The sequence below is a fragment of the Streptomonospora nanhaiensis genome (assembly GCF_026642255.1).
Lineage (GTDB): Bacteria > Actinomycetota > Actinomycetes > Streptosporangiales > Streptosporangiaceae > Nocardiopsis > Nocardiopsis tropica.
This window is the reverse complement of record NZ_CP113264.1, coordinates 5,627,298-5,639,513: the sequence shown is the minus strand read 5'-3', so window position 1 is coordinate 5,639,513 and position 12,216 is coordinate 5,627,298. Positions and strand designations below refer to the sequence as shown.

11 protein-coding genes and 1 tRNA gene are annotated in these 12,216 nt (G+C 73.9%); 7 read left to right on the top strand and 5 right to left on the bottom strand.

Annotated elements, in window-relative coordinates; genetic code table 11:
* Positions 1-1,092: 1,092 nt before the first annotated feature.
* The gene (locus OUQ99_RS24335) at positions 1,093-1,311 is read right to left on the bottom strand and encodes a hypothetical protein (RefSeq protein ID WP_267950482.1); all 219 of its coding nucleotides are present in this window, start codon (positions 1,309-1,311) and stop codon (positions 1,093-1,095) included.
* Between the two features lie 249 nt (positions 1,312-1,560).
* Here OUQ99_RS24335 and OUQ99_RS24330 point away from each other — a divergent pair, with 249 nt between their 5' ends.
* The 7 genes from OUQ99_RS24330 to OUQ99_RS24300 all read left to right on the top strand — a co-directional run bounded on the left by OUQ99_RS24330 (position 1,561) and on the right by OUQ99_RS24300 (position 8,481).
* Positions 1,561-2,253: a GntR family transcriptional regulator gene (locus tag OUQ99_RS24330; protein WP_267946109.1), complete on the top strand. Its 693-nt coding sequence runs from the start codon at positions 1,561-1,563 to the stop codon at positions 2,251-2,253.
* A 138-nt stretch (positions 2,254-2,391) separates the two neighbouring features.
* Positions 2,392-3,726 carry an MFS transporter gene (locus OUQ99_RS24325; protein WP_267946108.1) on the top strand — a complete coding sequence of 445 codons (1,335 nt, stop codon included), beginning with the start codon at positions 2,392-2,394 and terminating at the stop codon, positions 3,724-3,726.
* A complete protein-coding gene (locus OUQ99_RS24320) occupies positions 3,723-4,655 on the top strand; it encodes an ornithine cyclodeaminase family protein (RefSeq protein ID WP_267946107.1) in 933 nt (310 codons plus the stop codon). Before OUQ99_RS24325 ends, OUQ99_RS24320 begins: the two co-directional genes overlap by 4 nt.
* A gap of 116 nt (positions 4,656-4,771) precedes the next feature.
* On the top strand, positions 4,772-5,098 hold the full coding sequence (locus tag OUQ99_RS24315) for a hypothetical protein (protein WP_267946106.1): 327 nt from the start codon (positions 4,772-4,774) through the stop codon (positions 5,096-5,098).
* Positions 5,099-5,349: 251 nt separating this feature from the next.
* Positions 5,350-6,309, top strand: coding sequence for a hypothetical protein (locus OUQ99_RS24310; RefSeq protein ID WP_267946105.1), 960 nt, complete (start codon positions 5,350-5,352; stop codon positions 6,307-6,309).
* 62 nt (positions 6,310-6,371) lie between these two features.
* Positions 6,372-6,638 carry a hypothetical protein gene (locus tag OUQ99_RS24305; protein WP_267946104.1) on the top strand — a complete coding sequence of 89 codons (267 nt, stop codon included), beginning with the start codon at positions 6,372-6,374 and terminating at the stop codon, positions 6,636-6,638.
* 670 nt (positions 6,639-7,308) lie between these two features.
* Positions 7,309-8,481, top strand: coding sequence for a DNRLRE domain-containing protein (locus tag OUQ99_RS24300; RefSeq protein WP_267946103.1), 1,173 nt, complete (start codon positions 7,309-7,311; stop codon positions 8,479-8,481).
* A gap of 425 nt (positions 8,482-8,906) precedes the next feature.
* Here the strand turns inward: OUQ99_RS24300 and OUQ99_RS24295 are convergent, their stop codons facing one another.
* From OUQ99_RS24295 to OUQ99_RS24280, 4 genes are all read right to left on the bottom strand, one after another.
* Positions 8,907-9,305 (bottom strand): hypothetical protein, encoded by a 399-nt coding sequence (locus tag OUQ99_RS24295; RefSeq protein WP_267946102.1) that lies wholly within the window; start codon positions 9,303-9,305, stop codon positions 8,907-8,909.
* A gap of 141 nt (positions 9,306-9,446) precedes the next feature.
* Positions 9,447-9,522 (bottom strand) — tRNA-His (locus tag OUQ99_RS24290).
* A 67-nt stretch (positions 9,523-9,589) separates the two neighbouring features.
* Positions 9,590-10,240, bottom strand: coding sequence for an oligoribonuclease (gene orn / locus OUQ99_RS24285; protein ID WP_267946101.1), 651 nt, complete (start codon positions 10,238-10,240; stop codon positions 9,590-9,592).
* A gap of 84 nt (positions 10,241-10,324) precedes the next feature.
* Positions 10,325-12,208 (bottom strand): DUF2510 domain-containing protein, encoded by a 1,884-nt coding sequence (locus tag OUQ99_RS24280; protein ID WP_267946100.1) that lies wholly within the window; start codon positions 12,206-12,208, stop codon positions 10,325-10,327.
* Positions 12,209-12,216: the final 8 nt, after the last annotated feature.

Below are 12,216 nucleotides of genomic sequence, written 5' to 3'. Positions count from 1 at the left end.
GGGGTAGCAAGGCAGATGAGCATGAAAAAAGTATCTTTTTCGTGATTATTTCTCCCTTCCGTACCGCACGTTCCCTGTGAGGACGGCGAGGAGGCGCAGGGCACCGCTCACGGAGCGCGGCCCGTCGTCCTCCGACCGGCGAGGGCCCGCGGGCCCCGCCGACGGTGGGAGCGCGGTCGGCGCACCGCGGGGGCCGAGGACCGGGGACAGACTCGGTAGGGAGCCCTCGGGAGAACGACCCCGGCGCCCTTCGGCGCCGCGATGAGGTGACCGCGCCCGGGAGATCTGCGGTGACGACGCCGCCACGAACCGACCGAGACAGCGCGGTTCCGCGCTGACGAGGAGGAGAACCGTGATGAGGAACCCCCTGAGGAAGGCCAGGAGCCTGACCGCCAAGTGGGCTCCGTCGGCGCGACGGCGACCCGCCGCCCGCACACCCCTGGCACGCGGACGCAATCCGCTGGCGCCGGGGCGCAACCCGCTGGCCCGTGGAGGCGGCCCCCTGGGGCGGCCCGGCCGCCCCGTGCGGACGCCCGGCCCCGGGAACCCGCTGCGGTTCCCGGCCGGCAGGACCCCTCCGCGCGGCCGCCGGCCCCGCAGGAGCCCCCTCAGCTGGCTCAGCGGCCTCGCCCGGAGCCGAAGGATTCGGTGACCCGGGACGACGCCGCACCGGACTTCCCGCGTTCGGGTGCCCGCCCGGCACACTGAGGCCGAACACAGCGGGAAGGCACGGCCCCGCACGGTACCCACCGTGCGGGGCCGTCCCGCGTCTCCGTCCCCGTCCCCGTCCCCGGGACCTCCCGACCGGGCGCCGGCCCGGCCGCACACGGGAACCCCGCCCTCCCCACGGATCCCCGCGGGAGCACACCGGCGCAGGCCCCGGCGACGACCGCGCGCACCCTCGCGGAGAGCACGGCGCCGCGGGCGGCGTCCAGGGGGTGGTCGTCGATCTCGCGGGCGGCGCGGCGCAGCACCGACTCCGCGGAGCGCAGGTCCCGGACCGCCGCGCCGGACACGCCGAAGCCCGGCCGGGAGACCGGCCGGGCTTGCCGTCCGCGAAGCTCGCGACGGGGCCCGCTCTGCTGTGCGGCCCTACTTCTTGGCCTCTTCGAGCCTGAGCGCCACCCCGAGCGCGAAAAAGGTCGGCGCCCACTCACCGACGAACAGGCCCTTGCGCTCGGCCGCGTCCTTGCCGGCGTCCTCCTTCTTCTTGGACGCCAGCCACGTCAGAATGGTCAGGCCGATGGACGCTGCGCCCGCGCAGTAGGCCATTTCGGAGGTGACGCCCAGTTCGGACAGCTTGCGGATCATGTCGTCTCCCTTGTGGTCGCGGACCTTGCTCGTGCCGCACTCGTGCCGCTGCCCGGGTCCGAGCCGGGACAAACCCAAGGGAGTGCGAGGAATGCCGTGGGGGACCTGGGCCGACCGCGCGCGGCGCCGCCTCCGGAGCCGGACGGAGCACCGCAGGGAAGGGCCCGGAACCCCCGCTCCGGCGGGCCCCGGCGGGGAGCGTGGCATCCTGGGAGCGACAGGAGCCCGCCCGAGGAGGAAACGCACCGCATGAGCATCGACGCGCGCCGGGCCCGGACGACTCCCGTCCTCGGGTCGCTCGCCGAGCCCACGAGCCTCCGCTCCCGGGTGACCCAGGTGCTGCGCGAGGCCATGGTCGCCGGGGAGCTCGCACCCGACACCATCTACTCGGCCCCGGCGCTGGCCGAACGCCTCGGCGTCTCCGCCACCCCGGTCCGGGAGGCCATGATGGAGCTGACCCGGGAGGGCCTCGTCGAGACGATCCGGCACCGCGGGTACCGGGTGGTCGAACTCGGCGACGTCGCGCTCGACGAGATCATCGAGCTGCGAGCCCTCATCGAGGTCCCGACCGTCGGCCGTGTCGCCGGGACGGCCACCGCCGAGCAGGTCGCCCGGCTGCGCCCGCTCGCGGACCGGCTCACGGAGACCGCCGAGTCGGGGGAGCTCCGAGAGTTCGTCGCCGCGGACACGGCCTTCCACCTCCAGCTGCTCGCCATCGCGGGCAACGCCCGGATCGTCGAGGAGGTGCGGCGCCTGCGCGGCATGTCGCGCCTGTCGGCGCTGCGCCGCCTCCACCAGGAGGGGCGCCTCACCGCCACGGCCCGGGAGCACCACGCCCTGCTGGACCGTGTCGAGGCCCGCGACGCCCCGGGCGCGGAGGCGCTCATGAGGCACCACCTCGGGCACGTGCGCGGGGTCTGGGCGGGCCTCCCCGAGTCCTGACACGGCCTCCGCGACGGCGGCGGTCCGGGAACCGACCAGGTCACGAGGGTTTGCCTAAGTGCAATGTGAAATTGTACGTTGCACTAGTCCCCTTCGTGAGGCCCACGTCACGTCGGCCCCCACCCCCAGGAGTTGTGCGTGTCACCGCAACAGTCCACGGTCGGAAAACCGGCCACCAACCGCCGGGTGCTCATCGGCAGCCTCAGCGGCAGCACCATCGAGTGGTTCGACTTCTTCCTCTACGCGACAGCCGCCGCGCTGATCTTCGACAAGCAGTTCTTCCCCAACGACGACCCCCTGATCTCGTTGATGCTGTCGTACCTGTCGCTGTCGCTGACCTTCTTCATCCGGCCGTTCGGCGGCATCGTCTTCTCCCACATCGGCGACCGCATCGGCCGCAAGAAGACCCTCGTCATCACCCTGTCGCTCATGGGCGGCGCCACCGTGGCGATCGGCCTGCTGCCCAACTACGACCAGGTCGGCGTCCTCGCCCCGGTCCTGCTGATCCTCTGCCGCGTGGTCCAGGGCCTGGCGATCGGCGGCGAGTGGGGCGGCGCCCTCCTCCTCGCCTACGAGTACGCGCCCGAGAACCGCCGGGGCTTCTTCGGCTCCGTGCCCCAGACCGGCATCACCATCGGCATGCTGATGTCCACGGTCGCCTTCGCGCTCGTGAGCCTCATGCCCGCGGCCGCGTTCGAGTCCTGGGGCTGGCGCATCCCGTTCGTCGCCAGCGTCGTCCTCGTCTTCGTCGGCCTGTGGATCCGCAAGGGCCTCGCCGAGACCCCGGCGTTCCGCGAGGCCAAGGAGAGCGGCGACGTCGCCAAGCTGCCGATCATCGACACGCTCCGCGACCACTGGCGTTCCGTGCTCGTGGCCGTCGGCGCCAAGGTCGTCGAGACCGCGCCGTTCTACATCTTCGCGACGTTCGTCGTCAGCTACGCCACGGGCACGCTCGACATGGAGCAGTCCGTCGTCCTCAACGCCGTGAGCGCCGGGGCCCTCGTCAGCACCTTCGGCATCCTGCTCATGGGCAGGCTCTCCGACCGGCTCGGCCGCCCCGCCGTGTTCCTCGGGGGCGCGGTGCTCATCGCCGCCTTCGCGGCCCCCTTCTTCATGCTGCTCGACCTCCGGATGGACTGGGCCGTGTACGCGGCAGTCGTGATCAGCCTCGGCCTCGTGTGGCCCCCGGTCACCGCGACCCTCGGCACCCTGACCTCGGAGATCTTCACGACGCGCGTCCGCTACACCGGTGTGACCCTCGGCTACCAGGTCGGCGCGGCCCTCGCCGGCGGCACCGCGCCGCTCCTGGCGACCTGGCTGCTCGCCCGGTTCGACGGCGCCTGGTGGCCCATCGCCGCGTACCTGGTGGTCCTGGCGGCCATCTCGATCTGCGCGGTCTCGCTCTCCGGACGGATCGTGCGCAAGGAGTCCGCGGCGATCGCCGCCAGAGAGAACGACAAGGTGACCCCATGAACCCCGCACCCGCCGGCCTGCCCCTCGTCGACGCGGAGGAGGTCCGCGCCCGGATCAGCCCCTCGCGCGCACGGGAACTGGTCGAGAGCGCTCTGCTCGACGGCTTCGACCCGGCCGGGGACCCGGCCCGCGCCCACGCCCCGGCAGGGGAGGGCCACCTGCTGCTCATGCCCTCGACGCTGGGGGAGTGGGTCGGCGTCAAGATCGCGTCCGTGTCCCCGGACAACCCCGGGCGCGGACTCCCGCGGATCCAGGCCGTCTACATGCTCATGGACGCGCGGACGCTGACACCGCGCCTGCTCGTCGACGGCGTCGCCCTCACCTCGCTGCGCACGCCGGCCACCTCCGCCGTGGCCGCCGACCGGCTCGCCGCGCCCGACGCCTCCCGGCTCGTCGTGTTCGGGACCGGTCCGCAGGCCGTCTCGCACACCGTGGCGATCGCGGGGATCCGGGACCTCGCCGACGTCCGGCTGATCGGCCGTACCCCCGGCAAGGTCGCGTCCGCCCTCGCCGAGATCGCCGCGCACGGCATCACGGCGGAGGCCGGCACCGCCGCCGACGTCGCGGACGCCGACATCGTCGTGTGCGCGACGTCCGCCGCCGAGCCCCTGTTCGACGGCTCCCTCGTCCGCGACGGCGCCTGCGTGGTCGCCATCGGTTCCCACGAACCGGACCGCCGCGAACTCGACGCGGCACTGATGGGACGTTCCCACGTCGTCGTCGAGGAGCGCGGCGCCGCGCTGCGCGAGTGCGGCGACGTCGTGCTCGCGATCGGCGAGGGGACGCTCACCGCAGAGGACCTCGTCGGCCTCGCACCCCTCGTGCGCGGGGAGGCGCACCGCAGCACCGACCGCCCCAACGTGTTCAAGGGGTCCGGCATGTCCTGGCAGGACCTCGCCGTGGCGGTGGGCGTGGCCCCCGCCCGCTGAGCCGGTGGCGCCGGGGGCGTGCACGGCGCCGCCCCCGGCCCGCGGGGACGGGCGGAGGGCGCCCGGCCGGTCAGCGGCCGGTGTGGCCTCCCGCGCCACGGGGCAGGTTTCCCGACATGCGGGAACCCGAACGCACCGCCGACGGCCGCCACGTCGTGATCGGCGGCCGGCGGTGGCGGGCGAGCGACCCCGACCTGCCGGACGGGGTGCGCGAGGACCTGGTCGGCCACCTGATGTCGGCCCGCAGGGACGTGGCGGCGGCGCTGCGCTCGCGGGATCCCGGGGCGGAGCGGCTGGCCCGGTCCCGGGTGGCCCTGGCCAAGGAGGGCCTGGGCGAACGCGGGACCCCCTGGTGGGAGCTCACCGGTGACGAGCGCCGGAGCCGTTGGGAGGAGGCGCTGCGCCGCCTCGGCGGCCGGGGGTCGGCGGGGGCGCCGCCCTGAGCCGCTCCGGGCGTGGGACGCACCGCCGGGGAGCGCCGGGACGGAGTCGCAGGAGACGCCCTGAGCAGGGGGAACGGTTTTTCCGGCGGCGGTCGCGGGTACAGGGGGCGGACACACCCGCGCTTCCCGAGCGGCGGTGAACAGGGCGTTCGGTGCGGGTGTTCGCGCCATGGACGACGGGCGGACCGCATCCCCGGGAGGGCGCGGGGACGGCCGGGTGCGCCCGGACCACGCAGAAGGGTGCCGACACGGTGAACCAGAGTCCCCAGGAGACCGGCAAGGGCAAGGAGCGGACCACGCGCTCCGGCGGCAGGAGAACAGGGAAGGGCGATGCCCCGGACGAGGGGACCGCGAAGCCGGGGACCGCGCGGGCGAGGCGGTCCGACGGTGCGGAGGAGGAACTGGAGCCCCTCCGGGAGGACGTCCACCGGGACCCAGGCAGAGAGGAGACGGACGTGCTCCTCGACGTGCCGGTTCTGAAGGTCGACGAGATCGAGCTCGAGGTCGAGAACCTCCTGGCCTCCGTCTCGCTCCAGGCCGAGGTGCTGGACCTGCTCAAACTGAAGGTGGGGGCGGACGTCGAACTCGGCCGCGTCCACCTGAACATCAAGGGCGTCGAGGCCCAGGCCCTGCTCAAGGTCCGGCTCGACAACGTCCGGGACATCATCACCCGGGTGCTGCAGACCATCGACACGAACCCGCAGATCCTCGAGCAGGTGACCCGGGGTGTGGGGACCTCGCTCGAGCAGGTCGCGGGCGGTGCGGGACAGGCCGTGGGGGCCCTGGGCCGGGGCGCCGGAGGCGCCGTGGAGGGCGTGGGCCGGGGCGCGGGGAAGGCCGTGGAGGACGTCGGCGCCGGTGCGGGGAGCGCGGTCGAGGAGGTCGGCGCGGGAGCCGGCAGCGCGGTGCAGGACGTCGGCACGGGGGCGGGGAAGGCGACGGAGGGCGTCGGCGCGGGAGCCGGAAGCGCTGCGGAGGACGTCGGCAGGGGCGTGGGCGGCGCGGCCGAGGATGCCGGGGCCGCTGCGAAGGACGTCGGCAAGGGTGCGGGCAGCGCGGCGAAGAGCGCCGGCCAGGGTGCCGGGGCCGCGGCCAAGGGCGCCGGGAGTGCCGCGAAGGGCGCCGGGACCGCGGCGAAGGGCGCGGCGAAGAGTACAGGGAAGGGCGCCGGGGGCACGGCCAAGGGCACCGGCGGCAGGGCCCGGAAGTAGGGCCCGGGGCCGCCTGGCCCGGTGGACGCGGACCCGCCCGGCGGCAGACGGGGGTGGAGACCATGGGTGACCGGAAACGAACCGAGTACGACGTGGAGATCAGCGCCTCCGCGACCGCGGACGAGCTGGTCTTCCACGAGGCCCCGGAGGTCGTGTCCCGGCCCTGGGGGGAGCCGAACCAGGAGGGGGCCGCCGGCAGCGACCGCTCGGGACTTCCCCGGCCCGTCATGACCGGGGTCGTCTACGAGGACATCCGCGCCGACTACCGGCTCGCCAGCCGCATCCGCCCACCCGGGGAACGGTCCGAGGACGACGCCGACGAGGGGTGAGCCCCGGGAGGCCGTCCCGGCGGGAGCCGGAGGCGACCGGGCCCGCCCCACGGCGTCCGGCCGGGACGGGGCGGCGGAAAGAGCGCCCGACCATCGATACCGACGTATATGCGTTTTCCGGATTTCCGAAAAGAGTCTGCGGATAAGGGGTTTCTGTCAAAGGCGGATCCCCGTCGGGCGTGGAGTGCTGTCCGACCGGCCAGGTCCGTCTTCTGGACGCCGCGCTTCCACGACCCGCCGCCGCGCTGCCCGGGAATGACGGCGGGGAGGCGGAACGGAACAAGCACCCCGGTTCGCGGGGCGACCGCCGTGTCATGGCGGACCCGCCGGAGCGGCCGGGGCACGGACGCCCCTCCCTCGCGAGGCGCTGTCGCGGAGGGCGTGTGTCCCTGAACCCCGGGAAGCGGCCGATTTTCGGACCGACGTGAAGCGCAGTTCTATGGTCGCCGATTAAAGGTCGATCATGAGTTCGATTTCTTCTGTGCGGAGGTCGTTACGGATGGCACCGTGTTTCCGGTGGTAGTAATTCTGTTTTTGGTCTGTATTTATGCCGCTGGGATTTGTGGGCCGCTGCGGGAATTTGATAACTTCCTGGTTGTCGGAGCGGGGCCCGCATGTCCCGCCCGTATTCTTTTTCGGTCATAGTCGGAATGTGTAGGCACCCCCCGTCATGCGTCGTTCCCTGCCCCGTGCGACGACGGCCTGTGCGATTTTCGCCCTGGTCCTCTCGCTGCTGGCCGCCGCCCCGGTCGCGGCCGACGATGAGGCCCCGGCCGCCGGCGGGCCGGTCGCCTCCGGGGAGCGCGGCGCCCGGGAGGAGCTGAGCGGCGCGCGGGGGAGCACCGACCCGGCCGACGGAGCCCCCGGGCCGACCGGCTCCGACGCCGACGGCCCTCCCGAACAGGTGCGCTCCGGCGGAGGCCGGGCCGAAGCCGGGAGTTCCGCGTGGACCTACGTCGACCGGGCCTTCCCCGACCGGTCCTACGGCGGCGCCGAGACCGCCAGCGTGGGCACGGGGCGCCTCGCCTGGGACCGCGTCTACACCCGCAGGGCCCTGTTCCGGTTCCCGGTCGCGCCCGGCCCCGGCGCCGTCGTCGACTCCGCGGTGCTCCGTACCGAGGTGGTGTGGTCCTACGACTGCGACAGCACCTCCTACGCGCAGGTGCACCGGGTCGACCCCTTCCACGGAGGGACCACCTGGAACGACCAGCCCGAGGCCCGCGCCCTGCTCGACACCCGGAGCATCACGGGAGGGCAGGCCGCCTGCCCCGTGGACGGGGGCGTGGAGTTCGACGTCACCGAGGCCTACCGGTGGGCCGTGGACAACGGGGAGTCCCACCTCCACCTCCGGCTCGGTGAACGCGACGAGTCCGGAACCGCGGCCTGGCTCCGCTTCGACGTCGGGAGCGCGCCGCCGGTGCTGGTGGTCGACCACGGCGCGCCGCGGTACCCGGGCAAGGCCGTCGGCCCGGCCGGGCTCATGGGCAGCCTCCCGCGCGGGGCCGCTGACGCCGGGCCGGCCGGGGACCGCGCCGCCGTCCACGACGAGAACTCCCCCGTCCCCTCACCGGACCGGTCCGAGGGAGGGCCCGGCCTTCCCGGAGGCACCGTCCCCGGGGTCGTGGGAAGCCATGCCGCACGTGTTCCCGGCCCCGGCGCCGCGGACCGGCTCCGGAGCGGGGGTGGACAGGTCCGTCCCCGGCGGGGGGAACGGGCCGTGCGCCCGGCCGCTCCGCGCAGCCGCCGACCGCAGGGCGGGGGTACGTCCACCCCGGCCCGGGGACCTCCGGTCCGCCCGGTCGGAAACCGCTCCCCGGTTCACCGGCCACGGAGAACCGGTTGACGGACGACGGCACCCGTCCCTCCCGGTGCGGAATCCGGTTGGGCGGAGGTACGCACCGGCGGCAGCCCGAGGGGTCGGGCAGGCCGCTCTCCGAGCGCCGCGGCGGGCGGGGCACGGAAGCGGTCGGGGAACCGTCGTCGCCGCACCGGCCACAAGACGCGGTGGCCGCCTGCGGTGACGGCACGGTCGCGCCGAGAGGAGAGGTGCTCGTCCCGAAGCCGGACGCATCTACGGCAGAGCCCGGCAGGGGGCTCTGCCGCCGGAAGCCGCGGTGGTCCGGAACCGCCTGTGCGCGTGGGCACCGCACAGGGGGACTCCGGGCCGCCACCGGCATGCGCGGAGATCGGGCGGGTTCCCCGCACGGGGCCCGGAAAGGTCGCTCCGGAGGGCGAGGAGTCGAGCGCGGTCGCCGTGCGCGCGGATGGTCAGCCCACGCCGATGAACAGCACGATGTTCGCCGCCACGTAGATCACGGTCGCCACCCCCAGGCCGAGCAGCATCACCCAGGCGGCGGGCCTCCTCCTGCTCAGGTGCACGATCGACCAGACGGTGACGATCAGCCAGACCACCCACGGCGAGAAGATCATCAGTGGGACGGCCGTGTCGACGGCGCCGCCGCAGTCGCTTCCACAGCTCGCGGTCGCCATGACCGAGAAAAAGCCCCAGGCACTCGTCCCGAGGCACACCAGTGGCGCGAGGCAGATGAGGACGATCGTGATCGCCTTGTCCGCGGGCGACCCCTGTCGGCGCTGCGGCGCGGTGCCCGACCGGTAGCCGGGCCGGGGGGAGTTCGGGGGGACCCCGAAGGGGGGTGCTTGGGACATGGGCGTCATCCTGCCACGTGCGGGGATCGACGACCAGGGCGGCCGACTCCGGTTCTGGGCCCCGTGCACCCGCCGGTGCACCCCGGCAACGCAAAAGCCCCTGACCCTTGCGCTTCTGCGCTGGTCAGGGGCTTGTGCCTCTGGGGTGAGTGACGGGACTTGAACCCGCGACTTCTTGGACCACAACCAAGTGCTCTACCGGCTGAGCTACACCCACCACGTTCGCCTGGCCTCGCGGCCCTGCGTACGTATGAAATCTTAGCGGACTCCGGGGAGTGCTTCGATCAGTTTTCCGCCCCGGCGTCCCCGGAGGCCCCGTCGCGGGGCTTGAGTCCGTTGCCCCCGGCGATCACCTGGGCCGCGACGGCGCGTGCCTCGGCCGAGCTGGGACCGGGTTCGGGCACGAACGCGGTGGCGCGGAAGTAGCGCAGCTCACGGATGCTCTCGGTGATGTCGGCGAGCGCCCGGTGCCCGCCGTTCTTGTCGGGGCTCGCGTAGTACACGCGCGGGTACCAGCGGCGCAGCAGTTCCTTGATGGAGGACACGTCCACCATCCGGTAGTGGAGGAACTCGTCGATGCGCTTCATGTCGCGGGCGAGGAAGGTGCGGTCCGTGGCGATCGAGTTGCCGCACAGCGGGGCCTTGCGGGGCTCGGTCACGTACCGGCGGATGTGTTCCAGGACCATGTCCTCGGCCTCGTGCAGGGTGACGCCCTTGTCCAGCACCTCCAGCAGGCCGGACTTGGTGTGCATGTCGCGGACGAAGTCGCCCATGGCGTCCAGTGCGGCCTGCGGCGGTCTGATCACGACGTCGACGCCCTCGTCGAGGACGTTGAGCTCACCGTCGGTGATCAGACAGGCCACCTCGATCAGCGCGTCGTTCTCGAAGTCGAGGCCCGTCATCTCGCAGTCGATCCACACCAAACTGTCATTCATACCGGTCAGCTTAGAGGTTGTGGGAAGTGCCGGGGATGACGAAGGGGCGGCCGGGCCCGTGGCCCGACCGCCCCTGGGGCCGGGTCAGTCCCAGACCAGGCCGCTGACGCCGAAGACGGCGTCCATCCAGTCGTAGACGCCCCAGAACTGGACGTAGGCCAGGCCGAGGACGACCACCAGGATCAGGAGGAAGAAGAAGCAGCCGCAGCCGCAGCCGCGTCCGCAGCCGCCCTTCTTCTTCCTCTGCGGCTGCGGAGGGGCCTGTGGGGGCTGCTGCGGGTACAGGCCGCCGCCGGGCGGCCGGCCCGGCCCCCGCTGCGGCTGCTGGTGGCCCCCGCCCATCGGCGGCTGCCCGCCGGACACGCCGGCACGGGGGTATCCGGGCGGCGGGCCCTGGGGAGGGCGGTTCATGTGCTGAGGGGGCGGCATGGGGGGACCCTGGTGGGGGTGTCCGCCCATGTTCGGGTTGCCCATCTGCTGCGGCGGGTACCCGGGCGGCGGGTAACCGCCCTGGTGGTGCGCCGGGGGGAAGCCGGGCTGGGGGCCCGACGGCGGGATCTGCGGGCCGGACCGCTGGTGCGGCGGGAAGCCGCTCGGATACGGGCCGGAGGGGGCGCCCGGCGGAACGGCGTGCCCCGACTGCGGACCGGAGAGGGGCGGGACGCCGGGATACTGCTGCGCGGGTGCCTGCTGCGCCCCGGAGGACTGGCTTCCCGGGACCTGCTGTCCCGGCGGCTGCTGTCCGGGGGCGTACCCCTGGGCCTGCTGGTCCGGAGCCGGCGAGGGCCAGGGCTGCCCGGGCTGCGGTTCGCCGGGCACGGCCGCGGCGGCGCCCGGCGCCTGGCCGGGGGGCTGCGCCTGGGGGTTGCGGGCCTGCTCCTCCGCGCGGCGTGCGGCCTCCTCCCGGAGTTCGGCCTCCTTGCGGACGCGCTCCTCCTCGCGCTGCTTGGCGGCCTCCTCCTCGGCCTGGCGGCGCTGCTCCTTGCGCTCCTCGGACAGGTCCGCCCAGCCCTCCTTGAGGCTTCCCAGGAACTTGTTGAACTTGCCGCCCTTGCCCTCGGAGTCCTCGTTGTTCCCGGCGCCCGAGAACATCGGGTCGGAGGGGTCGAACACCGCGGTTCCGGACGGCTCCGGGGCGGACGGCGTGAACACGGCGGTGCCGGGGGCGTCGGAGGAGGGGGTGAACACCGCCGTCTGCGGGGCGGGGCGGATGTCGTCGTCGGTGAGGTTGGCCGTGGGGATGTCGTCGTCGCCGAGGTCCGCGGTGGGCGTCTCGTCCTGGTCCCGACCGGAGATGTCGCCGGGGCCCACGCGCATGGTCGCGCCGACGCCGCTCAGGTCGGCGGTCGGCTCCTCGTCCGCGCCGGGGCCGCGCACGTCGGCGGTGGGGGTCTCGTCATCGGAGGCGCCGTGGACCCAGGAGGGGTCGATGCGCACGGTGCCGGGGTCCTCGCCGACCGGGGCCGGGGCCGGGGCCGCGGGGGCGGAGGCGCTCCGGGCCCAGGACGGGTCGATACGCACGGTGCCGGGGTCCTCGCCGATCGGCGCGGGGGTGGGGGACGCCGGGGTCGGGTCGGACGGGCTGGAGGCGTCCTGGGCCCAGGAGGGGTTGATGCGCATGGTGCTGGGCTCGTCGTCCACCGGGGCGGGGGGCCCGGAGGCGCCCTGGACCCACGACGGGTCGATCCGCATGGTGCTGGGCTCGTCCTCGACCGGAGCGGGCGCCGCCGCTGCGGAGCCCAGCCGGACGGTCCCGGCCTCCTCCTCGTCCGGGGCGGCGGAACCCCCCCGGTCGGGAGCGCCCAGGAACGCGGTGGCGGCCCCCTCGTCGTCCTGGCCGTCGGCACCGCCCTGGAGTTCGCTCAGGGAACGGGTATGCCGCGTCCACTCGTCGCCGTTCCACCATCTGAGCGTCTGCGCGTCGCCTCGCGGGTCCGCGTACCAACCCGGCTCGATAGATCCACCCATGGGCGACA